The 26,280-nt window shown below is 69.0% G+C and carries 22 protein-coding genes, 19 tRNA genes and 1 riboswitch; of the genes, 33 read left to right on the top strand and 8 right to left on the bottom strand.

Features of this window, described 5'->3' with window-relative positions:
• Both MEICH_RS26875 and hisG read left to right on the top strand, forming a co-directional pair.
• The coding region (locus MEICH_RS26875) for an ATP-binding protein (RefSeq protein WP_084542164.1) at positions 1–2,690 on the top strand (2,690 nt) is incomplete at its 5' end.
• Positions 2,687–3,325, top strand: coding sequence for an ATP phosphoribosyltransferase (hisG, locus tag MEICH_RS0103875; RefSeq protein ID WP_027891511.1), 639 nt, complete (start codon positions 2,687–2,689; stop codon positions 3,323–3,325). The genes MEICH_RS26875 and hisG, both read left to right, overlap by 4 nt.
• A 258-nt stretch (positions 3,326–3,583) precedes the next feature.
• Here the strand turns inward: hisG and MEICH_RS0103870 are convergent, their stop codons facing one another.
• Positions 3,584–4,261: a GntR family transcriptional regulator gene (locus MEICH_RS0103870; RefSeq protein ID WP_051303887.1), complete on the bottom strand. Its 678-nt coding sequence runs from the start codon at positions 4,259–4,261 to the stop codon at positions 3,584–3,586.
• Positions 4,262–4,484: 223 nt separating this feature from the next.
• Between MEICH_RS0103870 and MEICH_RS0103865 the strand changes: the two genes are divergently transcribed.
• From MEICH_RS0103865 to MEICH_RS0103850, 4 genes are all read left to right on the top strand, one after another.
• A complete protein-coding gene (locus tag MEICH_RS0103865; RefSeq protein ID WP_027891509.1) occupies positions 4,485–5,450 on the top strand; it encodes a DUF1338 domain-containing protein in 966 nt (321 codons plus the stop codon).
• Positions 5,451–5,463: 13 nt separating this feature from the next.
• Positions 5,464–6,771: an acetyl ornithine aminotransferase family protein gene (locus MEICH_RS0103860; protein WP_027891508.1), complete on the top strand. Its 1,308-nt coding sequence runs from the start codon at positions 5,464–5,466 to the stop codon at positions 6,769–6,771.
• A gap of 251 nt (positions 6,772–7,022) precedes the next feature.
• Complete coding sequence (locus MEICH_RS0103855; protein WP_027891507.1) at positions 7,023–8,039, top strand: aldo/keto reductase; 1,017 nt, start codon at positions 7,023–7,025, stop codon at positions 8,037–8,039.
• A 109-nt stretch (positions 8,040–8,148) separates the two neighbouring features.
• Positions 8,149–8,574, top strand: coding sequence for a cytochrome P460 family protein (locus tag MEICH_RS0103850; protein WP_084542162.1), 426 nt, complete (start codon positions 8,149–8,151; stop codon positions 8,572–8,574).
• On the opposite strand, the gene MEICH_RS0103845 is transcribed toward MEICH_RS0103850, so the two are convergent.
• Both MEICH_RS0103845 and MEICH_RS0103840 read right to left on the bottom strand, forming a co-directional pair.
• Positions 8,571–9,017 carry a hypothetical protein gene (locus MEICH_RS0103845; RefSeq protein WP_027891505.1) on the bottom strand — a complete coding sequence of 149 codons (447 nt, stop codon included), beginning with the start codon at positions 9,015–9,017 and terminating at the stop codon, positions 8,571–8,573. The genes MEICH_RS0103850 and MEICH_RS0103845 overlap by 4 nt on opposite strands.
• A gap of 12 nt (positions 9,018–9,029) precedes the next feature.
• Positions 9,030–10,001 carry a quinone oxidoreductase family protein gene (locus MEICH_RS0103840; RefSeq protein WP_027891504.1) on the bottom strand — a complete coding sequence of 324 codons (972 nt, stop codon included), beginning with the start codon at positions 9,999–10,001 and terminating at the stop codon, positions 9,030–9,032.
• 55 nt (positions 10,002–10,056) lie between these two features.
• Between MEICH_RS0103840 and trmH the strand changes: the two genes are divergently transcribed.
• From trmH to rlmN, 23 genes are all read left to right on the top strand, one after another.
• Positions 10,057–10,701, top strand: a complete 645-nt coding sequence (gene trmH / locus MEICH_RS0103835; RefSeq protein ID WP_036218270.1) for a tRNA (guanosine(18)-2'-O)-methyltransferase TrmH — start codon at positions 10,057–10,059, stop codon at positions 10,699–10,701.
• Positions 10,702–11,033: 332 nt separating this feature from the next.
• Positions 11,034–11,110: transfer RNA gene (locus MEICH_RS0103830), tRNA-Trp, on the top strand.
• Between the two features lie 235 nt (positions 11,111–11,345).
• Positions 11,346–11,420, top strand: a tRNA-Phe gene (locus tag MEICH_RS0103825).
• A 2-nt stretch (positions 11,421–11,422) separates the two neighbouring features.
• Positions 11,423–11,497: transfer RNA gene (locus MEICH_RS0103820), tRNA-Ala, on the top strand.
• 20 nt (positions 11,498–11,517) lie between these two features.
• Positions 11,518–11,593 (top strand) — tRNA-Asp (locus MEICH_RS0103815).
• Positions 11,594–11,730: 137 nt separating this feature from the next.
• Complete coding sequence (locus MEICH_RS0103810; protein WP_036218269.1) at positions 11,731–12,534, top strand: hypothetical protein; 804 nt, start codon at positions 11,731–11,733, stop codon at positions 12,532–12,534.
• A gap of 53 nt (positions 12,535–12,587) precedes the next feature.
• A tRNA-Gln gene (locus MEICH_RS0103805) sits at positions 12,588–12,661 on the top strand.
• Between the two features lie 137 nt (positions 12,662–12,798).
• Positions 12,799–12,873, top strand: a tRNA-Glu gene (locus tag MEICH_RS0103800).
• Between the two features lie 3 nt (positions 12,874–12,876).
• A tRNA-Asn gene (locus tag MEICH_RS0103795) sits at positions 12,877–12,953 on the top strand.
• An 81-nt stretch (positions 12,954–13,034) separates the two neighbouring features.
• Positions 13,035–13,110, top strand: a tRNA-Arg gene (locus tag MEICH_RS0103790).
• Positions 13,111–13,291: 181 nt separating this feature from the next.
• Positions 13,292–13,365, top strand: a tRNA-Cys gene (locus tag MEICH_RS0103785).
• A gap of 1 nt (position 13,366) precedes the next feature.
• A tRNA-Ile gene (locus MEICH_RS0103780) sits at positions 13,367–13,444 on the top strand.
• Position 13,445: 1 nt separating this feature from the next.
• Positions 13,446–13,522, top strand: a tRNA-Thr gene (locus tag MEICH_RS0103775).
• A 5-nt stretch (positions 13,523–13,527) separates the two neighbouring features.
• Positions 13,528–13,603 (top strand) — tRNA-His (locus tag MEICH_RS0103770).
• Between the two features lie 4 nt (positions 13,604–13,607).
• Positions 13,608–13,674 (top strand) — tRNA-Ser (locus MEICH_RS0103765).
• Positions 13,675–13,940: 266 nt separating this feature from the next.
• A tRNA-Leu gene (locus MEICH_RS28390) sits at positions 13,941–14,015 on the top strand.
• Between the two features lie 237 nt (positions 14,016–14,252).
• A tRNA-Leu gene (locus MEICH_RS0103760) sits at positions 14,253–14,330 on the top strand.
• 4 nt (positions 14,331–14,334) lie between these two features.
• Positions 14,335–14,411, top strand: a tRNA-Leu gene (locus MEICH_RS0103755).
• Positions 14,412–14,419: 8 nt separating this feature from the next.
• Positions 14,420–14,505 (top strand) — tRNA-Ser (locus MEICH_RS0103750).
• A gap of 35 nt (positions 14,506–14,540) precedes the next feature.
• Positions 14,541–14,612, top strand: a tRNA-Lys gene (locus MEICH_RS0103745).
• 31 nt (positions 14,613–14,643) lie between these two features.
• Positions 14,644–14,714, top strand: a tRNA-Glu gene (locus MEICH_RS0103740).
• A 39-nt stretch (positions 14,715–14,753) separates the two neighbouring features.
• Positions 14,754–15,275, top strand: a complete 522-nt coding sequence (locus MEICH_RS0103735; RefSeq protein ID WP_420804459.1) for an HNH endonuclease — start codon at positions 14,754–14,756, stop codon at positions 15,273–15,275.
• A 101-nt stretch (positions 15,276–15,376) separates the two neighbouring features.
• Complete coding sequence (rlmN, locus tag MEICH_RS0103730) at positions 15,377–16,408, top strand: dual-specificity RNA methyltransferase RlmN (protein ID WP_027891500.1); 1,032 nt, start codon at positions 15,377–15,379, stop codon at positions 16,406–16,408.
• A gap of 362 nt (positions 16,409–16,770) precedes the next feature.
• Here the strand turns inward: rlmN and MEICH_RS0103725 are convergent, their stop codons facing one another.
• The gene (locus MEICH_RS0103725) at positions 16,771–17,571 is read right to left on the bottom strand and encodes an MBL fold metallo-hydrolase (RefSeq protein WP_027891499.1); all 801 of its coding nucleotides are present in this window, start codon (positions 17,569–17,571) and stop codon (positions 16,771–16,773) included.
• A gap of 129 nt (positions 17,572–17,700) precedes the next feature.
• Here MEICH_RS0103725 and MEICH_RS0103720 point away from each other — a divergent pair, with 129 nt between their 5' ends.
• From MEICH_RS0103720 to MEICH_RS0103705, 4 genes are all read left to right on the top strand, one after another.
• Positions 17,701–18,156 (top strand): FKBP-type peptidyl-prolyl cis-trans isomerase, encoded by a 456-nt coding sequence (locus MEICH_RS0103720; protein WP_084542161.1) that lies wholly within the window; start codon positions 17,701–17,703, stop codon positions 18,154–18,156.
• Between the two features lie 202 nt (positions 18,157–18,358).
• Positions 18,359–19,183: an RNase adapter RapZ gene (rapZ, locus tag MEICH_RS0103715; protein WP_027891497.1), complete on the top strand. Its 825-nt coding sequence runs from the start codon at positions 18,359–18,361 to the stop codon at positions 19,181–19,183.
• A gap of 41 nt (positions 19,184–19,224) precedes the next feature.
• A complete protein-coding gene (locus MEICH_RS0103710) occupies positions 19,225–20,580 on the top strand; it encodes a 2-phospho-L-lactate transferase CofD family protein (RefSeq protein WP_027891496.1) in 1,356 nt (451 codons plus the stop codon).
• On the top strand, positions 20,577–21,350 hold the full coding sequence (locus MEICH_RS0103705; RefSeq protein WP_027891495.1) for a glucodextranase DOMON-like domain-containing protein: 774 nt from the start codon (positions 20,577–20,579) through the stop codon (positions 21,348–21,350). The genes MEICH_RS0103710 and MEICH_RS0103705 overlap by 4 nt, the downstream gene beginning before the upstream one ends.
• A 168-nt stretch (positions 21,351–21,518) precedes the next feature.
• On the opposite strand, the gene MEICH_RS0103700 is transcribed toward MEICH_RS0103705, so the two are convergent.
• The 4 genes from MEICH_RS0103700 to MEICH_RS0103685 all read right to left on the bottom strand — a co-directional run bounded on the left by MEICH_RS0103700 (position 21,519) and on the right by MEICH_RS0103685 (position 26,053).
• A complete protein-coding gene (locus MEICH_RS0103700; RefSeq protein WP_027891494.1) occupies positions 21,519–21,857 on the bottom strand; it encodes a DUF3208 domain-containing protein in 339 nt (112 codons plus the stop codon).
• A gap of 69 nt (positions 21,858–21,926) precedes the next feature.
• Positions 21,927–23,027 (bottom strand): alanine racemase, encoded by a 1,101-nt coding sequence (gene alr, locus MEICH_RS0103695; RefSeq protein ID WP_027891493.1) that lies wholly within the window; start codon positions 23,025–23,027, stop codon positions 21,927–21,929.
• A 224-nt stretch (positions 23,028–23,251) separates the two neighbouring features.
• A complete protein-coding gene (locus tag MEICH_RS0103690; RefSeq protein ID WP_027891492.1) occupies positions 23,252–24,013 on the bottom strand; it encodes a metallophosphoesterase family protein in 762 nt (253 codons plus the stop codon).
• Between the two features lie 133 nt (positions 24,014–24,146).
• Positions 24,147–24,230: riboswitch (cyclic di-GMP riboswitch) on the bottom strand.
• 116 nt (positions 24,231–24,346) lie between these two features.
• Positions 24,347–26,053 (bottom strand): ABC transporter substrate-binding protein, encoded by a 1,707-nt coding sequence (locus MEICH_RS0103685; RefSeq protein WP_245587610.1) that lies wholly within the window; start codon positions 26,051–26,053, stop codon positions 24,347–24,349.
• Positions 26,054–26,280: the final 227 nt, after the last annotated feature.

Below are 26,280 nucleotides of genomic sequence, written 5' to 3'. Positions count from 1 at the left end.
ACGCCCTGCCCAGCAGCGCCCGCCGCCAGATTCCGCTGGCGGTGGTGCGCCCGCCGCGGCTGGTGGGGCGCGAGCGCGAGTGGGCCCTGCTGGAGGACGCCTGGGAGCGGGGGCTGGGCATCGTGGTCAGCGGGCCGCCGGGCTCGGGCAAGTCGCGGCTGATGCTCGACTTCGCCGCCTCCAAGGGCAACTTCCTGCTGCTGGAGGGCCGCCCCGGCGACCGCGACGTGCCCTACGCCACCCACGCCCGCACCTACCGCCAGACCCTCGAGGCCTACCCCGACCTCGACCTGCCCCCCTGGGTGCGGCGCGAGCTCGCCCGCATGATCCCCGAGCTGGGCGAGGCCCCCGGCCCCATCACCTCCGAGAGCGAGAAGCTGCACTTCTACGAGGCCAAGACCGAGGTGCTGCGCCAGATCGCCGCCCGCGCCCCGCTGATCCTGGTCACCGACGACCTGCAGTTCGTGGACCCGGCCAGCCTCGAGGCCGGGCAGTACGTCTATTCGGCCTTCTGGGGCCGCCCCGAGAGCCCGGTGCGCTCGATCCTGGGCTTCCGCACCGACGAGCTCAGCCCCGAGCTCCAGCAGCGGCTCGAGGTGATGGTGGGCAGCGGGGTGGCGGTGCACGTCGAGCTCCAGCCCTTGCGCCAGGACGACATTGACGCCCTGCTCACCAGCCTCGAGCTGCCCCACCCCCAGCACCTCGCCGCCGACCTGCGCCGCTACACCGGGGGCAACCCCCTCTTCGTGCTCGAGACCCTCAAGCACCTGCTCGAGACCGACCAGCTCCAGGGGGGGCTCCCCCAGCGCCTGCCCCCGCCCGGCAAGGTGGGGCCGCTGATCCAGCGCCGCCTGGAGGGGCTTTCCACCGAGGCGCTGCAACTGGCGCGGCTGATGGCCGTCGCCGGGACCGACTTCTCGCTCGAGCTCGCCGCGCGGGTCATGGAGAAGGACTGGCTGAGCCTGATCCCCTTCTGGGAGGAGCTCGAGAAGGCCCAGCTCGCCCGCGGCGAGCGCTTCAGCCACGACCTGATCTACGAGAGCGTGCTGGCGGGCACCCCCGCGGGGATCAAAACCCTGCTGCACCGCCGCACCGCCCAGCAGCTCGAGGCCCAGAAGGCCTCCCCCGCCCGCGTAGCCCGGCACTGGCTCGAGGGCGGCGAGCCCGAGCGCGCCGCCCCCTTCCTGCTCGAGGCCGCCCAGCAGGCCAGGGCCAGCCTGCGCCTGGCCGAGGCCGCCGACTTCTACGGGCGCGCCGCCGGCATCCTGCAGGGCATGGGCGACCTCGACGCCGCCTTCGAGGCCCGCTTCGCCCAGGCCCGGCAGCTCATCGACCTCGAGGCGGGCGCGCGCGCCGAGGAGGCCCTCGCCGGGCTCTCGACCATGGCCCGCACCGCCCGGCAGAAGGCCCAGGCCAGCCTGATCCACTGCCACCTGCTGTTCGCCCACGGCCGCTTCGAGGATCTGGGGACGGTGGTCGAGGAGGGGCTGGCCAACGCGGTGACGGCCCACGACCTGCGCCTGGAGGCCGACCTGCTCGAGGCCCGCGCCTCCATCAGCTTCACCCTGGGCGACGCGCGCGACGCCGTACCCTCCTTGGAGCGCATGGTCGAGATCTACCGCCAGGTCGAAGACCCGGTGGGCCTTGCCACCGCCATGGTGGGGCTGGGCGCGGTGCGGCGGGTCGAGGACCGCCCGGGGGCCCTGGCGCTGTTCGAGGAGTCGCTGCGCATCGCGGCGCGGGCGGGCCTCAAGCAGGAGCAGGTCTCGGCGCTCAACAACATCGCCCGCACCCACTACGAGCTCGGCCAGGTGCTCGAGGCCCTGCGCTACTTCAGCGAGGCCGCCGACCTGATGGCCGACACCGGCGGCGCCGTCGACGTCCGGCTGGTCTCGCTCAACGGCCGGGCCTACAGCCTGCGCGGCCTGGGGCGCTTCGCCGAGGCGCTGGAGGCCGTCCGGCAGGGCCTCGAGCTCGGCGAGGGCACCCAGTTCGGCTGGCTGGGCATGCTCCACCTCAACCGCGCGCTCACCCTGCAGGCCCTGGGCGACCTCGAGGCCGCCCGCGCCGCGCTGCGAACCGCGGTCGAGTGGCCCGGCTTCCCCAACTACAACCGCTACCAGGTGCTGCTGGCCCAGGCCGAGATGGCCCTGGGCGACCCCCCGAGCCTCCTGGCCGAGGCCGGGCAGCGCATCGGGGCCGGCAGCGACGGCTTCGACCGGCACCAGCTCGAGCTGGTTCGCGCCCGCCTGCAACCCCCGCAGCAGGCGCTGGAGACCACCCGCCACGCGCTGCCGCGGGTGCAGCAACAGGGCCTGCGCGGGCTGGAGATCGGGCTGTGGGTGCGGCAGGCTCAGGCCTTGCTGGCGCTGGGGCGGCCCCAGGAGGCCCTCGAGGCCAGCCAGCAGGCCCTGGACCTCAGCCAGCACCACAGCCCCTTCCCCTACCGCCCCGAGGTCTGGCTGACCCACCACCGGTCGCTCGAGGCCCTGGGCCATCCCGAGGCGACCCACTGGCTCGAGCACGCCCTGCGCTGGGTGCTCGAGGCCGCGGAAAAACACGTCCCTCCCGAACACCGACTGGGCTTCCTGCGCCACAACCCCACCAACCGCGAGCTGTTGCAGCGGGCCCGCTCACGAGGACTCAGCCTGGGGCACGGCTTCGCCGATTTGATAGGCTTGGAAGGATGATACGCGGGAAGTACGCGCTGACACTGGCGCTGCCCAAAGGCCGCAACCTCGAGGACGGCTACGCCGCCCTGCAACGGGCCGGCCTCGAGCTCCCCCCCATCGAGGGCGAGCGCACCATGATCCACGGGCAGGAGGGCAAGATCGCCATCCTCGAGCTGCGCAACGCCGACGTGCCGCTCTACGTGGACCTGGGCATCGCCGACGCGGGCGTAGTGGGCAAGGACGTGCTGCTGGAGTCGGGCCGCGACGTCTACGAGCCCGTCGACCTCCGCACCGGCGTCTGCCGCCTCTCGCTCATCCGCCACCCCGACAGCACCGGCCCCATCCGCCGCATCGCCACCAAGTACCCCAACTTCACCGGCCGCGTGCTGCGCGAGCGCGGCTGGGTGGCCGACGTGCTCGAGCTCGCCGGCAACGTCGAGCTCGCCGCCCTCACCGGCCTCGCCGACGCCGTGGTGGACGTGGTCCAGACCGGCGCCTCCATCCGCGCCGCCGGCCTAAAGGAGATCGAGGTGCTGGCCCACTCCTCGGCCCGCCTGATCGTCAACCGCCAGGCCCTCAAGCTCAAGAGCGACCTCCTGCGGCCCCTCATCGAACGCCTGCGGCAGCAGAGCCAGGCGTTGGCGGAGGGGTAGGGAGGCGCAGGACGCCGGACGCTGATGGTCGATAGCTGATAGCTGATAGCCGATAGCTAGTGACCTGTGGCTCGTGGTTACCCCTCCCCCGCCCTCCCCGCGCGCGGGGAGGGTTTATCCCCCCCGGCCCCCCTTGTTAAGGGGGGTGACAAGACGTTTTGCGTCTTGCGTTTTGCGTTTGGCGTTTTGCGTCTGGCGTACGACGCGCCACCTGCGCCCAGCGTTCAGCTATCGGCGCCCGACGCCTCGCCGGCCCGCCTACTTCACCGCCCTACCCTCGAGCTCCCCGATCAGCAGGTTCGCCGAGCGCTCGAGGTGCTGTTCCAAAAGCTTCACAGCCCGCTCCACGTCGCGGTCGTGGCAGGCTTGCCACAAAGCGCGGTGGTCGCGCTCGAAGACCGCGCGGTGCTTGAGGGTGAGGCCGTGCATGTGCCAGTAGCGGTCGACGATGTTGAGGAGGTTGTCGATCATGCGGGCCAAGCGGGGGCGGTCTTCGAGGGCGTAGAGCGCTTCGTGGAACTCGACCTCGAGCCGTCCCCACTCCCCGCCGTCCTCGGCGGCCTCGGTGGCCTCGAGCAGGTGCCGCGCCCGCTGCAACTGGGCGGGCCCCAGCCTGGGCACGGCGCGGCGCAGGGCGCCGACCTCGAGCATCATGCGGATTTCGTAGATCTCGCGGATCTGCTCGGTGTCGAGGTCGGCGACGAAGGCCCCGCGGTTGGGGTAGTAGTGCACCAGCCCCTCGACCTCGAGCTGCCGCAGCGCCTCGCGCACGGGGATGCGGCTGACCCCCATCTGCTGGGCGATCTCCTCACCCCGCAGGGGCTGGCCCGCCCGCAGGATGCCCTTGGCGATGGCCTCGCGCAGCACCGCCGCCACCGTCTCCGGGGTGGTCTGGCTGCGCTGTCCCAGGGTCTTTGCGAGCTGTCCGAGGTCCATACGCTGGCTCAATCCTATCGCCATTTTCAGCTTCCTGTCTGCGGTTTCCCTGGTTCAATAATGTCGATGGTCGATGGCCGATGGTCGATGGCCGATGGCTAAGGCGTCTTGCGTTTAGCGTCTTGCGTACGACGTACGACGTACGACGTAGGACGTACGATCCCTGCGCCCGGCTTCCCGAACTTGACACCGGGCGCCCCCGATATTGTATACAATTATACACATGAGCCAATTGTCCCAGACCGCCAAGCTCGAGACCCTCGAAGCCGTGCTCGACGGCCTGATGCGCCGCTACCAGGAGCGCGTGCCCGACGTGCCCGCCATCTTGCGGGCCATGACCCAGGAGGGCCTCATCTCCCGCCCCGAGGACGTGGAGAACGACCACATCGCCTTCCGCACCATGGGCGTGCCCCAGCTCGGCATCGCCTCGCTCGAGAAGATCTTCCTGCACTACGGCTACACCCGCCGCGACCGCTACAACTTCGAGGCCAAGAAGCTCAATGCCCACTGGTACAGCCCGCCCAGCCCCGAGTTCCCCCGCATCTTCATCAGCGAGCTGCGCGTAGACGACCTCTCCCCCACCGCCCAGGCCATCATCACCTCCTACACCGACGAGGTGACCACCGACCCCGTGGACGCGCTCGACTTAGACGACTGGCGCCAGGTGGATGAGTTCTTGCACAAGGCGCTGTGGCGGCTGCCTACCTGGGCCGACTACCAGCGGCTTCAGGAGGAGAGCGAGTACGCGGCGTGGGTCATCTACAACCGCTACTACCTCAATCACTACACCGTCAGCGTGCACAACCTGCCCGAGGGCTACGACACCATCCCCGCCTTCAACGACTTCCTCGAGCGCCACGGCTTCAAGCTCAACACCTCCGGCGGCAAGGCCAAGGTCAGCCCCGACGGCCTGCTGATCCAGAGCTCGACCGTGGCCGAGATGATCGAGGCCGAATTTGCCAGTGAAGGTGCGCCCGCGCACCCCGGCCAAGGCCGGCACTCAGGTGGGGAAAAGCACAAAATCTCGGGCTCCTACGTGGAGTTCGCCGAGCGCAGGCCGCTGCCCGAGTTCGCCCACCTGCCCAAGTCCGAGCTGCGCCGCGAGCACCGGCGCGAGGGCTTCGAGGCCGGCAACGCCGACAAGATCTTCGAGAGCACCTACTCCCACCAGACCGCGGTGCGGCAGTGATCAGGAGCACCCCATGAAACCCTCCGTCAAACTCCCCTTCCCCGGCCCCAACGCCCGGGCCCTCTTCGAACGCGACAAGGCCGTACTCTCCACCTCCAACGCCCGCGGCTACCCCGTGATGGCCGAGCGCGGCGAAGGCTCTTGGGTGTGGGACGTGGACGGCAACTGCTTCCTCGACCTGATGGCCGGGATCGCCGTCAACACCACCGGCTACGCCCACCCCAAGGTGGTGCAGGCCGTGACCGAGCAGGCCGCCCGCTTGCAGCACCTGTGCTTCGCCGTGATCCCCTCCGAGCCCCAGATCGCCCTGGCCGAGCGCCTGAGCGGCAAGCTGGGCGGGGGCTACCGGGTCTTCTTCGGCAACTCCGGCACCGAGGGCATCGAGGCCGCGATGAAGCTGGCCCGCTACCACACCCGCCGCCCCTTCTTCCTGGCCTTCAGCGGCAGCTTCCACGGGCGCAGCATGGGGGCGCTCTCGCTCACGGCCTCCAACAGCAAGTACCGCAAGGGCTTCGGCAACCTGGTGCCCGGCGTGAGCCACCTGCCCTACCCCAACCCCTACCGCCACCCCGACGCCCTCGAGCGGCTGCGCAAGAGCCTCGACGACCTCTTCCAGCACACCGTCCCCGCCGAGGACGTGGCCGCCATCTTCGTCGAGCCCATCCAGGGCGAGGGCGGCTACATCGTGCCCCCGCAGGGCTTCCTCAAGCTGCTGCGCGAGGTCTGCGACGAGCACGGCATCCTGCTGGTGCTCGACGAGGTGCAGACCGGCGCGGGCCGCACCGGGCGCTTCCTGGCCGCCGAGCACGAGGGCGTGAAGCCCGACGTCGTGGTGATGGCCAAGGGCCTGGCCTCGGGCTACCCGCTCTCGGCGGTGATCTTCCGCGAGGAGGTCTCGAGCTGGCCCAGCGGCGCCCACGGCACCACCTTCGGCGGCAACCCGGTGAGCGTGGCCGCCGCCCACGCCACCTTGGACCTGCTCGACGCGGGCCTCACCGAGAACGCCGCCCGGGTGGGCGAGTACCTTATGGGCCGTCTGCGCGCCCTGCAGCCCCGCTTCCCCCGCCTGGGCGACGTGCGCGGCAAGGGCCTGATGATCGGCCTCGAGTTCGTCGCCGACCCGCAGACCAAGACCCCCGACCCCGCCCTGCGCGACAAGGTGGTCCAGCGCTGCTACGAGAAGGGCCTGCTGGTCCTGGGCGCCGGCCCCAGCGCTATGCGCCTGGCCCCGCCCCTGATCCTGACCCAGGAGGAGGCCGACACCGCCGTCGAACTCTTCACCCAGGCGCTGGAGGACGTGCTCGAGCCGACGAAGGCTTGAGGGGTTGTCGATAGCTGATCGCCTATAGCCGATAGCTAAACGCAAAACGCGAAACGCCCCTTCTTCACCCCCTTTAACAAGGGGGGCCAGGGGGGATACGCCCTCCCCGCTGTCGGGGAGGGCTTCCTTTCACCACACGCCACAGGCCACGAGCTACAAGCTGACGGCTGATGGCTGACGGCTGACGGCTCACCGCCCTTTGTAACCCAACCATCCTGCCCCCCTTCCTACCTAGCGGTACAATCCCGCCCATGAGCTACCGCAGACTCGGCAAGAGCGGCCTTTTCGTGCACCCCATCGCCCTGGGCACCATGCAGTTTGGCTGGAGCGCCGACGAGGAGGCCTCCTATGCCGTGATGGATGCTTTCGTGGAGGCGGGGGGCAACCTCATCGACACCGCCGACATCTACTCCAACTGGACGCCTAATAACCCCGGCGGGGTCTCGGAGGAGATCATCGGGCGCTGGGTGAAGAGCCGGGGCAACCGCGACCGGGTGGTGATCGCTACCAAGGTGCGCGGGCCGATGGGCCAGAACGGCTCGGAGGGGCGCAACCACCCCCTGCAGCGCGAGGGGCTCTCGCGCAAGTGGATTTTGCGGGCCGCCGAGGACTCGCTGCGCCGCCTTCAGACCGACCACATCGATCTCTACCAGGTGCACTGGGTGGACAACCAGGTCCCCATCGAGGAAACCCTCTCGGCCCTCACCGACCTGGTGCGCCGGGGCTGGGTGCGCTACGTCGGCTGCTCGAACTTCTCGGCCTGGCGCTTGATGCAGGCGCTGTGGGCTTCGGACAAGCACGGCCTCGAGTCCTTCGTCTCCGTCCAGCCGGAATACTCGCTGGTGCAGCCCACCCGCGCCAACTTCGAGCGCGAGATCGCCCGGGTGTGCGAGGCCTACGGCTTGGGCGTGATCCCCTACAGCCCGCTGGCGGGCGGCTTCCTCACCGGCAAGTACCGGCGGGGCGAGAACCTGCCCGAGAGCGTACGGGCGCAGGGCGTCGCCAACAGCCGCATGAACGAGCAGAACTGGGCCCTCCTGGATAAGGTGCTCGAGGTCGCCGCCGGCCGGAACGCCCACCCCGCCCAGGTGGCCCTGGCCTGGCTGCTCGCCAAGCCCTACGTCACCGCCCCCATCGTGGGGGCCAACAGCGTGGCGCAGCTGCGCGACCTGATGCCTGCTGCCAGCCTGCAGCTCAGCAGCGAGGAGGTGGCCGCGCTCAACGAGGTCTCGAGCTGGCCGCTCTCCCGCACCGAAAGGGAAGTTTGAGCGATTGGGGCGAGACCCTGGGCCGCCTCGGGCCTGCGATCTGGTGAGGGGTGGGCTCGAGCTATCCCGTTGGCCTCGTAGCTGCGTACGGGTTGGCAGGAGGCTCGAGATGAGACGAGGCTTATCGAGCGGAGCGCTGCTGCTGGCCTTGGCCCTGGCGGCCGGTCTGAACGGGGTTCCGGCCAAGTACGCCGAATACGCCAAGTGGGAGATCGTAGCCGATAAGGGCCTGCCCACCGGCGGCCCCCACGCCGGGCAGCAGAAGGTGGTCTACGCCAACCCGGTCGCGGCCAGGGAGTGGAAGGGCGGTAAGGCGCTGCCGCTGGGCAGCATCGTGGTCAAGACCACCGGGCCCGCCAGCGCGCCCACCCTCATCGCCGTGATGGAGAAGCGTGCCGAGGGCTGGTACTACGAGGAATACCTGCCCGAGGCCGGGAAGTACGTGCTGAAGTTCGGCGGGCCCGGCAAGCAGCAGCTTTGCGTGGGCTGCCACACGGGCGCGAAGGCCAAAGACTACCTGTTCACGCGGCCTTAACAGTCCACCGCGATCTGCGCGGGGTCGAGCTCGAGCTCCACCACGTCCCCGTAGCTGAGCCCTTCCAGGCGCGGGGCCAGCACCTCGAGCACGTCGGGCGGCTGGAAGTGCTCGGGCTTGGTCTCGGGGTGGGGGTAGTAGACCAGCCCGGCGTAGCTCCGCCCGTTCCAGAGCACGCGGCAGTCGAAGAAGGAGAAGTCCTCGGGGGGCTCGGTCTCGGCCCACTTGACGCCGCGGAAGGTGTGCTTGGGGCGCAGGACGCGGTAGCGGCAGGGCGCGATGGAGAGGTTGAGGGTGCCGGGGTGGAAAGGGCTGAGGTCCAGGCCGCGCTCGAGGAAAAAAGGCTTCTGCAGGGCGATGGTCCCGCCGGGGAAGCGCGGGTCGCCCGAACGCCCCGAGGCTACGCCGTGCCCCGGCAGTACGGTCGCTCGAACTCGAGTCATGCCGCCCCCAGGCTACAGGTAGAGCAGGACTTTCCCCACGCTCCGGCGGCTCTCCACCAGGGCGTGGGCCTCGCCGGCCTTTTCCAGGGGGAAGCGCGCGCCGATCTCGAGCCGCACCTCCCCGCGCCGCAGGTGTCCCAGCACGGCCTCCACGCTGGGCCGCAGCAGTTCGGGCCTCGAGCGCCGGTAGTGCCCGCTGCTGTAGCCGATCACCGCCTTGGTCTGCCGGTGCAAAGGGCGCGTCTCGAAGCTCCCGGCCTGCCCGCCCGCGTGCCCGTAGACCACCAGCCGCCCGAAGGGGGCTAAGCAGCGCATCCCCTCCTCGAACACCGGCCCCGAGACCGAGTCGAGGATCAGGTCGGCCCCGGTGCCGCCGGTGAGCCCCAGCACCTCCGGCGCGAAGCCCTCGTAGCCCACCAGCACCGCGTCGGCCCCCAGCCGCCGCACCACCTCGGCCTTGGCCTCGCTCCCCACCACCCCCACGACCTGCCCCGCCCCCAGCGCCCGCGCCAGTTGCACCGCCGTGCTGCCCACCCCGCCCGCCGCCGCGTGGACCAGCACGCTCTCGCCCGCCCGCAGCCGCCCGGCCAGGGTGAGCACGTTGTAGGCCGTGACCAGCACGGTGAGGCCCGCGACCGCCTCGTCGGGCAGCTCGTCGGGGACGGGGTAGGTCAGGACCGCGGGCGCCAGGACCTGCTCGGCGTAGGAGCCGCCCGCCGGGAAGGCCACCACCCGCACGCCCGGCTCGAGGCCCCTCACCCCCTCCCCCACCGCGTCCACCACGCCCACGCAGTCGAGGCCCGGCGTGAAGGGCGGCTTGGAACCCGCGTCGTAGCCCCCACGCCGGGCCTGCACGTCGGCGTAGTTGACCCCCGTCAGCCGCACCCGGATGCGCACCTGTCCCGCTCCCGGCTGGGGCAGGGGCACCTCGAGCGGGCGCAGTTGCTCGGGCCCGCCGTGTTCCTCGACCACGATGGCTTTCATGCAGGGAGTATAAGCAGCGCAGCGCCCCCGGTGCAGTGCTCTACAATGAATCTTCGTGACGCCCGAACGCGAACACAAGCTGCGCACGGTGCTCGCCCGCCGTCAGCCCGACCTCACCGTGCTGATGGAGCAGGTCAACAAGCCCCACAACCTCTCGGCCATCCTGCGCACCTGCGACGCGGTGGGGGTGCTCGAGGTCCACGCCGTCCCGCCGCAGAAGGGCCTGCCCGCGCTCGAGGAGCCCGAGGAAGGCTCGCTCGAGACCATCCACCGCGTCCGCACCCACAACGACACCTCCGGCTCGGCGGCCAAGTGGGTGGGCCTGCACGTCCACCCCGACACCGCCACCGCCATCGCCCACCTCAAGCGCCAGGGCTTCAAGGTCTACGCCACCCAGCTCTCCGAGCGCGCCACCGACTACCGCACCCTCGACTACACCCAGCCCACCTGCATCCTGCTGGGCGCCGAGAAGTGGGGCGTGAGCGAGGAGGCCGCCGCCCTGGCCGACGGGCACATCATCATCCCCATGCTGGGCATGGTGCAGAGCCTCAACGTCTCGGTGGCCGCCGCCGTGATCCTCTTCGAGGCCCAGCGCCAGCGCCTCGCCGCCGGCTTCTACGACCGCCCCCGCCTGAGCCCACGGCAGCAGCAGGCCGTGTGGGAAAGCTGGACCGACCCGAAACGGCGGCGCCAGGGCTAGGGATTTTCTCGTCCAGCAAGGCTGAAGCGCGCGATACACTGAGTCCAATCCGACAACCTCTTGTCAAAGTAGCATTCGAATGCTACCATCACCCTTGTTGGTAGCATTCAAATGTTACCATTCAGGGTGTCCGCTCGGGCACGCGAACTTTGACAACGTGGCTTCTGCTGCCGGTGGTCCAGCTTCGACGGACGCCGTGCGCACGGGAGGGTGCTCGAGACCTCGAGCGCTCAACCGAAGCGCGGAGACGTGGGTAGGAAACCCCACCCGGCAGCCGTTCATGGAGCGTTTCCCACGAATGCCCGCTACGAGTGCTCGTGGGAAACGCGAACGGGCTCCGAGACCCTGTGGGAAGGGTGCTGGTCTCCAAAACCAGCCGCTGCGGGTTCGAATCCTGCCGGGCCCGCCACGCGGAAATAGCTCATACCAGATTCGGTTAGTTCGGCGCCGGATGGCGGCGGACTAACCCGACCGAAGGGAGTGCTCTAGGATTCAAAAAGATAGCCTCCGGGGCTCTTCGGATCGGATGATTATCTTTTTGAATCCGGTATCAAACGGGCAGAGCGCCTCGTTGCCGACGAGGAGGCTGTGGGTTCGAGCCCCACTTTTCGCACCAGCCCTCGCGGGCATGCCCGCGAGCACGCGCTTCGGTAGCTCAGAGGTAGAGCACCTGCCTGAAGAGCAGGGGGTCGGCAGCCCGAAACTGCCCCGAAGCACCAACGGGCGAGTAGCTCAACGGCAGAGCAGCCGGTTTGCACCCGGCAGATGAGGGTTCGACTCCCTCCTCGGTCCACCAGCGTCTTCCCGGACGCCCAAGGTTCCATAGTGTAGTGGCCCAGCACGACGCACTGTCGATGCGTAAGCAGGAGTTCGATTCTCCTTGGAACCGCCAAAAGGAGCACCCCATGCGGCAAAGTCTGAACCCCGATTCCCCAGGCCCCACGACCCATAGCCCGGAGGCGCCCGCGACCCCTTAGCCGACGTCGCGTGCCCTCCCCAACCCGAGCGAAACGCTCAGGGAGACACGCGATGATGCACCACCTGCAGGACAAGTTCGCCCGTATGGGCGCCAGGGCCAAGGTTCGCGACGCGCTCGAGACCCGCCACGGCCTCCAGCCCGTCACCCGCTTCGGCGTGGACGTGCTCGAGGACCGCAAGGGCCCCTTCTTCGAGCTGCGGGTCCCCCGGGGCGAGGGGCTCGAGCTCGCCGTGCTCGACGTGCGCCCCGAGCTGCGCCACCTGCTGCTGATGGTCCGCCAGGAGGGGCGCAAGGACAAGTTCCTCTGCGGCCACGACGAGCGCCACTGGTTCACCTGCGCCGTGCCCGGCGGCAGCGTGAGCAACGTCAAGGACGCGCTCGAGGCCCTCAAGCCCGCCGAGGTGCGCTGGAGCGAGACCCGCCTCGCGCTGCGCGAGAAGGAGCGCCTGCGCCGCCACAACCGCGCCTACCGCCGTCAGGGGGAGTGGTTCTTCGTCCCCCAGCCCGGCCTCGTGGTGAGCGAGTGGATGATCTTCCGCGACGAGCCCATCCGCCGCGGCAACGGCAAGGCGCACTGGTGCGAGGAGCTGTACCGCACCCGCGGCGTGCTGGTCTACGTGAGCGAGCAGCACCCCCGCCCCCTCACCGAGCAGCAGTACGAGCGGCTCCTGGAGCGCAACCACAAGGCCCGGAAGTGGGACTGGCGCACCATGGTCCACGGTGCCAACGTCTACGTGCGGGGCCGCGTCTCGCACCCCGACCACGCCACCATCGTGCTCCACGGCTGGCATCGCGTCCTCATGAACACCGAGGGCCAGGCCCCCGGCGTTCGTAACGTCCTCTTCCTCGACTAAAAGCCTATCGCCCGCCTGGAAAAGCCCCGTACCCGAGCTTTTCCAGGCCCCGTTGGGGAATCGTCTAAAGGCAGGACTCCTGACTCTGGATCAGGCAGCGCTGGTTCGATCCCAGCTTCCCCAGCCAAGGACTTCCACGGGGAGTCGCTGATAGCCCATAGCCGATAGCGGATGGCCATGTCCGGCACGGCTTAGCGATCGGTTTGGCACCGCTCCCGTAAAAAGTCTTTTCACGGCGAGAGCGCCAGGCCAGTTCTCGCGCTAGCTCCCATCGTCTAGCGGCAAGGATGCCCGACCCTCGATCGGGCGGCGCGGGTTCGACTCCCGCTGGGAGTGCCACATTGACCAGTAGCTCAACTTGGTAGAGCGCCCGACTGTTACTCGGGAGGATGTAGGCTCGAGCCCTACCTGGTCAGCCATACCCGCGTAGCTCGGCGGCGAGGGTGCCTGCCTTGCGCACAGCGGGCCGGAGGTCCAAGCCCCCCATCCCGCTCCAACGCGTTGGCGAAGCTCAAAGGGACGAGCATCGGCGTGCGAAGCCGAAGGTTGCTGGTTCGAGTCCAGCCGCTGACACCAAGCCGGACGGTAGCTCAGCGGCAGAGCGGCTCCCTCATAGAGCGGTTTGCGGAATGTTTGGCCGGTGAGGACAGATGGATCTACCGCTGCACAGCCAGTTTGCCGCTTGTGCCAGCGGCAAACCTACAGCGAACCGCGATAAGGAGCGAGGCGTAGGTTCGACCCCTACCCGTCCGACCACGACGAGATGGCCGAGTGACCAGGCGACCGGCTGCAACCCGGTCCACGAGGGTTTGATTCCCTCTCTCGTCTCCATCCTCGAGTAGCTCAGCAGGTTTAGAGCACACGCCTGATAAGCGTGAGGCCGGTGGTTCGAGTCCACCCTCGAGGACCATGCTGCGAGAGCTCGAAAGGCTCGAGCGTTCCCCCGGTAAGGGAAAGGGTGCTGGTTCGACTCCAGCTCGCAGCTCCAGCACGGTTGACGTAGCTCAATTGGCAGAGCGCCGGTTTGTGGGACCGGAAGGTGCGGGTTCGAGCCCCGCCGTCTACCCCAGCACGCTGCCATCGCTCCGGCAGAGCGCCCGTCTCGTAAGGCGCCCGGTTCGACTCCGGGAGGCAGCCCCAGGAAAGGAGGTGATACCGGATTCAAAAAGATAATCATCCGATCCGAAGAGCCCGGAGGCTATCTTTTTGAATCCCAGAGCACACCCCTCCCCGGCGGTCGGCGAAGAAAGCGTATCCCTTCGGTCGGCCGCCCCGCCTTGGCGGGGCGGCGTCACCGTTCGGTGACGAACTGACCGAATCTGGTATGAGAACAGCTAAGGGAATCCTCGTTTCTTCGCCAGCACAGGGGTCCGGCAGCCGACGCACTGTCCGGACCCCGACACCCTGCCCCCGTGAAGGGAATGGGCATACCTCCTTGTGCGAGACGCAAGGGTTTGGGGGTTCGAGTCCCCCTGGGGGCACTTGGGGAGAGTAGCTCAAGAGGGTAAGAGCGCCGGAAAAACTCGGAGCCGGTAAACCGAACAGGTATGGCGCAGGCCAAAAGCCGTCGCGGGTTTACGGATGCACTGGCTGGCGGCTCGAGGTGGTGAGCCTCGAGCGGGTTTGTAACTTGCCGCAGGAAGCGCGTTTCCTAAAAGCGACAGCGCCTTTGTGTGGGTTCGAATCCCACCTCTCCCCCCTTTCAGGCCCAAAAACGCGGCTCCGTGACGGTAATTGGCAAACCTTCCACGCTTAGAACGTGGAGCTTGGGAGTTCGAATCTCCCCGGAGCCACCAAAGGCCCCCGGTAGCCCAATCGGCAGAGGCAACCGCCTCAAAAGCGGCTGAGTGTGGGTTCAAATCCCACCTGGGGGACCAGGAACCGTGGAAGGGTGGGGGAGCAGTCGAAACCACCTCACTGCTAAGGAGGCGGGCTAAAGCCCCGCAGGTTCGAATCCTGCTCCTTCCGCCAGCGGCCCTCTCGGCTGTCCGAGGGAGCTATTTCGTGGAGGCGTAGCTCTACTCGGCACTCGACGCTTACTCGAGACCGTGTAGGTTCGACCCCTACCGCCTTCACCAAAACTGTCCCGCCCACGGCAGCGGGCTTCGCGCCTTCGTAGCTCAACGCAGAGCGGCTGCCTCTCGTGCAGCGCGGTGCAGGTTCGAGCCCTGCCGAAGGCCACAGAGGGCGCTCGAGCCCAGGAAGGAGGTTGAGAAGTCATGGAGGAAGTAGCAAGGCGGCTGAACCTTGACGCACCCCGCGTGCTGGTGCTCAACGCGGGTTACCAGGCGCTGGGGATCGCCAGCATCCGCCGGGCGGTGAGCCTGGTGATGGCCGGCATGGCGGAGGTGATGGAGGATAGCGGCGAGTTCCTGCGCACCCCCAACGCGCTCTACCCCGTGCCCGCCGTGATCCGGCTGGGCAAGATGGTGCGGCCCCGCGTCCACAAGGTGCGGCTCAAGCGCCGCAATGTGTTCAAGCGTGACGGTTACGTGTGCCAGTACTGCGGCCGCCCCACCCGTGACCTCACCCTCGACCACGTGCTGCCCCGTAGCCGCGGCGGCCCCAGCACCTGGGACAACCTGGTCGCGGCCTGCCGCCCCTGCAACCACAAGAAGGCCGACCGCACCCCCGAGGAAGCGGGCATGAAGCTCCTGCGCAAGCCCGGCCGCCCCACCCAGGCGCTGTGGCTGGACATCCTCGAGGTGCCCCGGGAGTGGCGCGGCTACTTCGGGGGTTAAACGCGGGCGGCGGGGTGGAAGTCCACCCCGCCGCCCGCGTTTAACCCCCATCCTGCCGCCCACCACCTTCGCCCTGGGAAAGCTGGCTATACTCAGAGGTTGTGAGCACGCCTGCCGACCCCCGCACCCCGGTCCTGGGCCTCGAGCCCTCCGCCCTCCCCGCCGAGGGCTTCCGCCGCGCCCAGATCGCGGGGTGGCTCTACAACCAGGGCGTGCGGGACTGGGAGGGCATGCGCAACCTGCCCAAGGCCCTGCGGGCGGAGCTGGCCGAGCGCTACCGGGTGTCGGAGTTCGCAGAGGTCACGCCCTTCGTGAGCCAGGACGGCTCGGTGAAGTACCTCTACACCCTGTGGGACGGCAAAAAGACCGAGGCCGTCTACATGCCTTACGTGGGCCGCCGCACCATCTGCGTCTCGAGCATGGTCGGCTGCCCCGCCGGCTGCACCTTCTGCGCCACGGGCAAGATGGGCTTCGGGCGCAACCTCACCGCCGCCGAGATCCTCGACCAGATCCTCTTCGCCGCGCACCACCAGGGGCACTCCCCGCGCGAGATCCGCAACGTGGTGCTGATGGGCATGGGCGAGCCGCTGCTCAACCTCGAGCACGTCTTCACCGCCGTCCGCCGGATGCTCGACCCCGAGGCCCTGGCGATGAGCCCCCGCCGCATCACCCTCTCGACGGTGGGCATCCCGCGCGGCATCTACCGCATGGCCGAGGAGGACCTGGGGGTGCGGCTGGCCCTCTCCCTCCACGCCCCCGACGACGAGACCCGCAAGCTCATCATCCCCACCGCCCACCGCTACAGCCTCGAGGAGATCATGACCGCGGTGCGGCACTACTACGCCAGGGTCAAGCGCCGGGTGACCTTTGAGTACACCATGCTCAAGGGCCTCAACGACCACCCCTGGCAGGCCAAGGCGCTCGCCAAGCACCTCGAGGGCCTATCCGCCCACCTCAACCTCATCCCCTGGAACCCCTGGGAGGGCGCGCCGCACCAGGGCACCTCCAAGGAGCACATCCTCAAGTTCGCGGCGATCCTCGAGGGCATGGGCGTGCCGACGTCGATCCGCTGGAGCCGGGGGCGCGACGTGGGGGCGGCGTGCGGGCAGCTCGCGTTGAGGCAGCCGGCGTGAGGGTGGCGATAGCTGAACGCCGAACGCCGATAGCCAAACGCCAAACGCAAGACGCCCCTTCTTCACCCCCCTTAGCAAGGGGGGCTGGGGGGGATAATACCGGATTCAAAAAGATAATCATCCGATCCGAAGAGCCCGGAGGCTATCTTTTTGAACCCCAGAGCACACCCCTCCCTGACGGTCGGCGAAGAAAGCGTATCCCTTCGGTCGGCCGCCCCGCCAAGGCGGGGCGGCGTCACCGAACGGTGACGAACCAACCGAATCTGGTATAACCCCTCCCCGCGCGCGGGGAGGGCCGGGGTGGGGCGTCTTTCCACTACAGCCACAAGCCACAGGCCACCCGCCATCCATGGGGCTGGCGTTTAGACCTCCAGCCGTGTGGGGACTCCTGGCTCGAGCCACAGCGTTTTGGCCTCGAGGCCGGCTTTTTGGAAGGCCTGTTCGACCTCGGTGCGGCCCTCGGAGAAGTGGGACCAGCCTTCGTGGTGGATGGGGATGAGGGTGCGGGGCTCGAGGTGCTTGGCGAGTTTGACGGCATCCTCGGCGTCGAGGGTGTAGCGGATGCGGCCGGTGACGCGGAAGCGGGCGGCTCCTACGTGCAGCAGGGCCGCGCTCACCTTGAAACGCCGGGCGACCTCGGCCAGGCCGGCGAACCACACGGTGTCGCCGGAGATGTAGAGCCCGCCGTGCCGCTGGCCGGGCCACTCGAGGAAAAACCCGGTCACCTCGCCCACCACGGGCAGGGCGATGCGCGGGCCGTGCTGGGCCGGGGTAGCCGTGATGCGGATTTCGCCCACCTGGGCCGACTGCCAGGGGGCGAGCCCCACCGCGGTGCCGCCGAGCCGCTTAGCGCCCGAAACCGTGGTCAGGACGTGCCCGGCTTTGGGCAGGAAGGCCCGGCCGGCGGTGTCGAGGTTGTCGAAGTGCTGGTCGTGGGAGAGCAGCACGGCGTGGATGGGCGGCAGGTTCTCGGGTGCCACGGCGGGGCCGGTGAGCTTGCGCGAGCGCAGCCGCAGGCGGCGGGCCGCCTCGCCGCGGATGGGGCCTTGCTCGAGCGCGTACACCCCGCCGGGCGGGTCGAGCACGGGGTCGGTGAGGAAGCGCCAGCCGCCCACCTCGAGCAGCACCGTGGCCGCTCCGACGTAGGTCAGGGTCGCTTCCACCTGGCTCGAGCCTAACGCCTACCGGGGTCCGGCACAATCAGCTCGGAAAGCTCGAGTGCCCGCACCGGGCAGCTATCCCCTGCGAAAAGCTGCCCTGCCTCATCCAGACCCGATACAATGCTCAGCGGTATGAAGCCAACCCTCACCGCTACGCTGCTGCTGGCCGGGAGCCTGCTGCTCGCCGGTTGCCAGAACGACAAGACCGCCGCCATCTGCAAGAACAAGCCCGAGGCCCTCAAGACCACCAACGAGGCCGTCACCAGCCTCAAGATCGAGGACGTGAAGGTGGGCAACGGCGCCGAGGCCCTGCCGGGCAAGACCGTCCGGGTGCACTACATCGGCCGCCTCGTCGACGGCAAGGAATTCGACACCTCCTGCCAGGAAGGCCGCGACGCCTTCGAGTTCACCCTGGGCCAGGGTCAGGTCATCCAGGGCTGGGACAGCGGCGTGCTGGGCATGAAGGTGGGCGGCCAGCGCCGGCTGCACATCCCCGCCGCCCTCGCCTACGGCGACCGCTCCCCCAGCACCGACATCCCCGCCAACTCGGCCCTGATCTTCGACGTCGAGCTGATGGAGGTGAAGTGAGGGAAAAGCTCTCAGCCATCAGCCCTCAGCCGCCAGCGAAGGGCGGGAGGCTCGTGGCCCGTGGCCCGTGGTCTGTCGAGGGTCGAGGGTCGAGGGCCAGGGCGTCTTGCGTTTGGCGTTTGGCGTCTTGCGTACGACGTACGACGTACGACCCGCGCCCGGCTACCGGCTATCGGCGTTCAGCTATCGACAGGTACCCCAGATGAGATTCGTCGTCATCACCGGCCTCTCCGGCGCGGGCAAGACCAGCGCCCACTTCGCGCTGGAGGACCTGGGCTATTTCTCGGTGGACAACCTGCCGCCCGCGCTGTGGCCTCCGCTGCTGGAGACCCTGCGGCAAGCGGGCATCGACAAGGCGGCGGTGGTCGTTGACATCCGCACCCGCAAGTTCTTGGACCACCTGGGTCCCACCCTGGCCCAGCTCAAGCCCTTCCTGGTCTTCCTCGAGGCCCGCCCCGACGTGCTGCTCAAGCGCTACAACCTCTCGCGCCGGCTGCACCCCCTGGGCACGGGCAACCTCTTGAGCGAGATCGAGGCCGAGAAGAAGGCCCTCGCCCCCCTGCGCGACCAGGCCGACCTGGTCATCGACACCTCCGACAAGTCGGCGCGCGAGCTCAAGGAGACGCTCGAGCGGGCACTGGGCGAGGAGGAGGGCTTCGTGCTGCGGCTGTTGTCCTTCGGCTTCAAGTGGGGGCCGCCGCAGGACGCCGACCTGGTGCTCGACGTGCGCAGCCTGCCCAACCCCTACTACGACGCCCAGCTCAAGCCTCGAGCGGGCACCGAGCCCGAGGTGGCCCGCTACGTCTTCAGCCGCAAGGAGGACGAGCCCTTCTACCGCGCCCTCATGACCACGGCGGGCCTGGCGGCCGAGGGGGCCCGCGAGAACGGCCGCGCGGCCTACACGGTCGCCGTCGGCTGCACGGGGGGGCGCCACCGCAGCGTGGCGGTGGCCGAGCGGCTGGCGCAGGACATGGGCGGAAGGTTTAGAGTAGAAGTCGAGCACCGCGATGTGGGCAAAGGTGATTAGCCCCTTCTCGAGCCAGCCCCTTTCCTCGTGCGAGGTGGGCTGTGCAGGGTAGGGCCGTGCGCCTCGGGCTGCGCTGGCAGAGCTGGCGCTGGCTGCTGCCGGGCATGCGGGTCAAGCGCTACCTGCTGGTGGCGGTGCTGGGCGGGTTGCTGGGGCTGGTGGGGATCCTGCAATTGTCGTGGGAGGGGCCGCTGGTCTCGAAATTCTACGAGCTCGTGCACTGGGCCCGGCCCTTCGACGCCCCGGCCTGGCTGACCGGCTCGCTGTGGTTGGGCCTGGGCGTGTTCCTGCTGGCGCAGGGCATCCGCTGGATGAACCGCAGCATGCTCTCCGCCCTCACCGACCCCGACACCGTGCCCGAGCAGGTCTACATCCGGCGGCGGCTCGAGGCGGGCCCCCGCATCGTGGCGCTGGGCGGGGGCACCGGGCTGTCGCGGGTGCTGCGGGGGCTCAAGGAGGAAACGGCCAACCTCACCGCCGTCGTGGCCGTCACCGACGACGGCGGCTCCACGGGGCGGCTGCGCGACAGCTTCGGCATCCCGGCGGTGGGCGACCTCGTCGACTGCCTGGCCGCCCTCTCCGACGCGCCGGGCCTGCCCGACCTCATGGCCTACCGCTTCAGGCGCGGGGGCGAGCTGGCGGGCCACACCTTCGGCAACCTGATGCTCGTCTCGCTGCACGAGGTGGAGGGCAACTTCGCCGAGGCCTTGCGCAACGCCAACCAGATCCTGCGCCTGCGCGGGGCGGTCTGGCCCGCCACCGCCCTGCCCGCCAAGCTGTGCGCCCTGCGCGAGGACGGCAGCACCAGCGAGGGCGAGACCCGGCTGCGCGAGGGCAAAAGCCGCATCCGGCGGGTGTGGCTCGAGGCGCTGCACCGCGAGCCGGTGCGGGTGGCCGCGGAAGGCTTCGCCGAACCCGGCGGCGCCCCGGGGCAGCCCCCGGAGCTCACCGCCATGCCCGAGGCGCTCGAGGCCATCCGCCGCGCCGACCTGATCGTGCTGGGGCCGGGCAGCCTCTACTCCAGCGTGATCCCCAGCTTCCTGCCGCCGCAGATCCAGGAGGCCATCCTCAAAGCGCCCGGCAAGCTGTGCTACATCCTCAACGTCATGACCGAGAAGGGCGAGACCGACCACCTCTCCGCCCTCGAGCACTACCGCGCCATCGCCGCGCACCTAGGCCGCGCCCCCGAGATCGTGGTGGCCCACACCCAGCCCATCGGCGCCGAGCGCCAGGCCCGCTACGAGGCCGAGGGCCAGCAGCCGGTGGCCCTGGACCTCGAGGCCCTCGAGGCCCAGGGCGTACGGGTGGTGAAGGGCGACTTCCTCGAGGACGGCCCCTACGCCCAGCACGACCCGGCTAAACTGGTACGGGCCCTGATGGGCCTCAGATCGCAATGATCCCTCTCCTCCTCACCGACCGCATCGGCGACGACCACGGCCTGGGCTACGGCTACCCCCAGGCCGGCCTCTACAGCGAGGTGGGCTTCGCCGACCTCACCGGCTTCGAGGCCCTCGAGCGCGACGGCCGCCTGGTGCTGCGCGTGCGCTTGGCCCGCTACGCCAACCCCCTCCAGGCCCCCAAAGGCTTCTCGCTGGCCGTGGTGGGCGTCTACCTCGACACCCAGCCCGGCGGCAGCGAGGAGCTGCCCGGGGCAGGCTTCAAGACCCCCGAAGGCCAGGGCTGGGACCAGGCCGTCCTGCTAACGGGCTGGGGCGCCGAGCAGCGCGACCCCGGCGGGGCCGCCCGGGCCCTCGAGCTGCGCCGCAGCGAGGACTGGCTCGAGGTCTCGCCCGAGCTCCCGCCCGGCGACTACGGCTACTACGTCACGGTCGGCCTCTACGACCCCTTCACCCCCTGGCGCTTCCGCCCCACCCGCCCCGGCGGCGGCGCCTGGACCCTCAACGCCCCCGTCGACGCCCCCGCCGCGGTGGACGCGCTCGCCAACGACCAGGCCGCCGCCTACCAAAGCGGCGTGCTCCCCCCCGTGCGCGCCACCATCGACCGCAAACTCTGGACCTGGGTCGCCGCCGGCGCAGGCCTGCTCACCTTCCTCCTCGCCTTCCTGATCCCCCGCAGACGACCGGCCACCCCCAAACCCCCACGCCGGCCTCGAGGCCAGGGAAAGGCCAAGAAGGACGAGGACATCGACATCGACTTCGGGAAGTGAAGCGGTAAGCCGTCAGCTTTCAGCCGTCAGCCGTCAGCTTGTGGCTCATGGGAACCCCTCCCCAACCCTACCCGCCGACATCAAGGTCTAGGGCCAAGGCGTCTTGCGTCTTGCGTTTTGCGTATTGCGTACGACGTACGACCCGCGCCCGGCCATCGATCCCCCAACCTACACCTCCCGCAAATCCTCCAGCAACATCCACCCCACCCCCTGCGGCGTCGCCTGCAGGTAAGGGTCGAGTTCCTCGCTCACGGGCTGGGTGAGCGGCTTGAGTTGTGGGGGCGCTTTCTCGGTGCGCACCAGGAGGGTGAGCTGGTAGAAGGCCTGGCCTTCGGTGGGCGTGCCGTCCTGGAAGAAGGCGAAGGGCGGGCGCACGGGGTCGATGAGCAGGTGGACGGGGCCGTCCTCGAGCCCCTCCCCCAGCCGCGCGGGCAGGGCCTGCTTGGGGTCGAACTCGAGCTCTTTGGGGTGCCAGAGGTAGCCCTGGAAGAGCTTTACGCCCCTCATGCGCCCTCCAGCACGCCCGGGTTGCGGGCGAAAGGCGAGTGAGCCGGGTGGTACATGCCTTTTACGCTATCACGCGTCCGCGCGGGCCACTTCCACCCCGCCGCGCAGGTAGACCCGGGGCAGCCGCGCCGCCAGCCGCACCGCCGGTTCGTAGCTTACCGTCCCGGTGAGCTCGGCCCAGCCGCACAGGCTCGAGCTGGGGTGGAAGTCGGGGGTGACCACCTCGAACACGGTCTCGAGGCTCATCGGCCCCGGGACGCGCACGGTGATCTGGTCCATGGAGATGCGGCCCACCACGGGGTGGTTGTGCCCCTCGAGCCGCACCGTGGCCCGGTTGTAGAGCAGGCGCGGCATCCCGTCGGCGTAACCCATGGGCAGGGTGGCGATCCACTCGTGGCCCTGCGTGGTGTAGAGCCCGCCATAACCGATGGGGTGGCCGGGGGGCAGGCACTTGACTAAGGTGGGCCGGGCCAGCAGGCGGGCAACGGGCTTCAAGCCCACGCCGGGCCACAGGCCGTAGAGCGAGATCCCGGGCCGGACCGCGCCGTAGGCGGCCTCGGGGTAGTTCAGGATGCCCGCGGTGTTGGCGAGGTGGTAGAGGTAGCCCGCCCCCCACGCCGCCCGCACCGCCTCGAAGTGCGCGATCTGGCTGCGGGTCCAGGCGTCGTTCTCCTCGGCGTCGGCGAAGTGGGAGTAGTGCCCGCCGACCTCCAGCCCCTCCAGCCCCTCCAGCGCCGCCTTGACCCGCGCGGCGTCCTCCCAGGGGAAGCCCACCCGCCCCATCCCGGTGTCCCACTTCACGTGCACCACGGCCCGCCGCCCCAGCGCGCGGGCGGCCTGGTCGAGGGCGCGGGCGGCCTCGAGCGTCGAGAGCGAAGGGATCAGGCCAGCCGCCAACACCTCCCCCGCCTGCGAGGGGTGCAGGCCGCCCAGCAGCAGGACGGGGGCAGTAATGCCCGCCTCCCGCAGGTGTCGCCCCTCCCCCACCGTGGCCACGGCCAGCCCCCACACCCCCAGCCGCACCAGCTCCCGCCCGATCTCCACGCTGCCGTGCCCGTAAGCGTTGGCCTTGACCACCCCGATCAGCGGCACCCCCCCGGCACGCTCGCGCAGCAGGCTAACGTTGTGGGCCAGCGCGTCCAGGTTGACCTCGAGCCAGGCAGGGCGCATACCGGGTCATTCTAAGCACGCCGAACGCCAAACGCCCAACGCCTAACGCCGGACGTAGAAAGGGGAATGGCCTTAGAGGTTATTGGCTAGTGGCCCGTGGTCTGTCTAGGGTCTAGGGTCCAGGGCCGAGGCGTCTCGCGTTTTGCGTCTTGCGTTCGGCATTCGGCGTTCGGCATTCGGCGTTCGACGTAGGGCGCAGGACGTACGACCCGTGCCCGCCAACCCTACCCATGCACCGCCGGCACCCACTCGATGGTCGCGTTGGAGGCAGGGTGGTCGGAAGGGGTGAAGGAGCCCTGCCGGATTGCCTCGATGAGGGGCGGGGGGAAGCCGAAGAGGGCCATGTCCTGGGCCACCCACTCCGTGTCGTAGGGGAGCTTCTTGAACTGCACCTTGAGGCCCTGGGGGGTGTCCTCGAGCACCGCCACGTCGGCGCCGGGGGCCCCGCCCAGGCTCAGGCCCACCGAGCCGGGGTCGAAGATCAGGCGGTCGCCCAGCCAGCGCTGGAAGGGCAGGTGGCTGCCCGAGGCGACGATGCAGGAGGCGTCGAAGCGCTCGAACAACGGCAGCAGGTCGGCGGCGGGGAGCTCGAGGTCGATCTTGACCTCCGGGTCTTCGGGGGTGCCGTGGAAGGCCATGAGCTGGCCCCTGCCCAGCGGCACGCGGTGGCGGTAGCGCAGGCCCTTGAGGAAGGCGATCTCCGGCTCCTCGAGCTGGGCGATGGTCCAGCGCAGGGTGATGTCGGAGATGCTGCTGCGGGGGGCGCTGGAGAGCACCCGGAAGGCCACGCGCATGTCGCTGCCGCCCCCGATGCAGTGCACGTTGAAACGCTGGAGCATGCGGATGACCGGCTTGGGGTGGGGGCCGTAGCCCACGATGTCGCCCACCGCGACGATGGCGTCGAGCTGTTGCTTGGACAACCAGCCCAGCGCCGCCGCCAGGGCGGGCAGGTTGGCGTGGATGTCCGAGAGAATTCCGATGCGCATGAATGGCCTCGCTAGGGCCTGGCTGGCGTTGGGGGGTCCGGCCGAAATTAAGGCACGGTCGGCCAGGCTGGGTGCCTCACCGACCGAAAGACCTCGAACAGGCTGCCAACGCCCAGGGCAGCGGTGCGGGTTTGCTCGACTCGGCCGGTTGCGCCACTGGCTCGGCCTGTCCCAGGCGCCCAAGTGCAGGACAGGCTTCGTCGCCTCCGAGGCGGAAAGGCGAACCTTTCCAGCTCGCACCTTAGCTCGAGGAAGCCCTGGAAGCTGTGATTAATGCCCCTCGAAGGCAAATCCCCCCGCTGCTCGCGGGGGGACCATGGGTCAGAAGGCCGTTCAGAGCCCGGCCTTGCTCAGGTTCTTCCAGAAGGTGCCGGTGATGCCCGAGAACATGGGGTTGTAGTTCTCGGCGATGCCGCGCAGCTTGTCGCTATGCACGATGAAGACCTGCCCGGCGGGGACCAGGATGGAGGGCGCGAGGTCGTAGGCGCGCTTCCCGACCTGGCTGTACAGCGCCGCGCGCTTGGCCCGGTCGGTGGTGGTGCGGGCCTGCTCGAGCAGGCGGTCCATCTGGGCGTCCTTCAGGCCCATCAGGGGGCTGTAGTAGCCGTCCGAGGCGTAGAAGGTGTAGAGGAAGTTGTCGGGGTCGGCGTAGTCGGGGGCCCAGCTCACGAGGATCATGGCCTCCTTGCCTTCCTGGGAGTCCTTGAGGAAGTCCGACCAGGTCTTGGGCTCGAGCTCGACCTTGAACTTGGGGTTGAGCTTCTCGATGTTGGTCTTGAGGATCTCCATCGCCGTCTGCGAGGCCGCCGAGCCCGCGCGGTAGCGGGCCTTGAGCACGAAGCCGCGGCTCCAGAGCTGGCCGCCGAAGGCCTTCTTGAAGGCCGCCTCAGCCTGCTTGGGGTCGTAGGTGTACTTCTTGAGCTTGGCGTCGTAGCCGAAGTAGGTGTCGGGCATCGCCATGGTGCGCTGGAGGCCCTTGCCCTGCTGGACCTCCTTGATGTAGCGGGCGTAGTCGAAGGAGTAGGCGAAGCCCTTGCGCACGTTGACGTCGGAGAAGAAGTTGGCGGGGATGCCCCTGCCGTCGAGCTTGCCCGAGCCCAGCACCGCGGGGTCCTTGATGTTCTGGTTCATCGCGATGACCGCGGCCGAGACGTTGGGCAGCCCGTCGATGACCTTGAGGCCGGCCACGCCCTTGAGCTGCTCGAGCACCGGCCGGGGCCCGGTCTCGACGACGTCGGCGTCGCCCTTCTTCAGCGCCTCGAGGCGGGTGGCCTGCTCCTTGACGATCTGGATGATCACGTTCTGCAGCTTGGGCTTGCCGCCCCAGTAGCCGTCGAAGGCCTGCAGCACGGTGGTGTTGGCGTCGCGCCGCACCAAGCGGTAGGCGCCGGTGCCGCTGGGCTTCTGCGAGAGCGCCGACTCGGTGAGTTCGCGGTCGACCCAGTCCTTCCAGGTGGCCTCGGTGCCGTCCCACTCGCCGATGGAGACGGCGTGCTTCTTATCGACGACCGAGTTGCCCGCGAAGGCCAGCTTGACCAGGAGCGCGGGGTCGGCCTTGGGCAGCTTGAGCACCAGTTGGCCGTTGGCGTTGCAGCTCACCGCCGCGGCGATCTTGGCCCAGGTGATGCTCGAGTCGTCCTTGGCGTTGGACGCGGTGCCCAGCAGGCTCTCGGAAAGGAACCAGTTGCCCGAGCTGTGGTTGTTGGTCACCAGGTTGCGCCGCAGGCTGTACTCCGCGTCGGCGCAGGTGAAGGTGTTGCCCGAGTGGAACTTCACGCCCTTGCGCAGGGTGAAGGTGTAGGTGCGGCCGTCGCTCGAGGCGCTCCAGGACGTCGCTAGCAGCGGCTGGAGCTCGGCCACGCTCTTGCCCTTATAAGTCAGCAGGGTCTCGTAGATGTTCTCGACCACCTGCCCCGAGGAGGTGTCGTAGGTCTCGCCCGGGTCGAGCGTGGGGATGTCCGCCGACTGCTGGATGAGCAGGGTGTTGGCCGGCACGGCCGCCAGCCCTAAGCCGCTCAACAGCACGCCTACAGCCAACAAGCGGGTAGTTTGCGTTCTCAACCTCATCTCCTCCTGATGCCACCAGCCAAACTCTCCCTTAGGAGTGCGAAGCGCACTATGCCACGAAATCAGGTTGGCTCAATCGGGCGAAGGTGTGGTTTTAAGGCCATTACGGTTGAATGAGCCCCCTCAGCCGTCAGGAGGATGCACGCGCCCGAAGCACCCTCGAGCAGGACGCTCGAGGGCACTCATGGTTCTCAGGGAGC

Origin of the sequence: Calidithermus chliarophilus DSM 9957 (assembly GCF_000430045.1) — a bacterium.
Classification (GTDB): domain Bacteria; phylum Deinococcota; class Deinococci; order Deinococcales; family Thermaceae; genus Calidithermus; species Calidithermus chliarophilus.
This window is presented reverse-complemented; position numbering and strand designations above follow the sequence as displayed.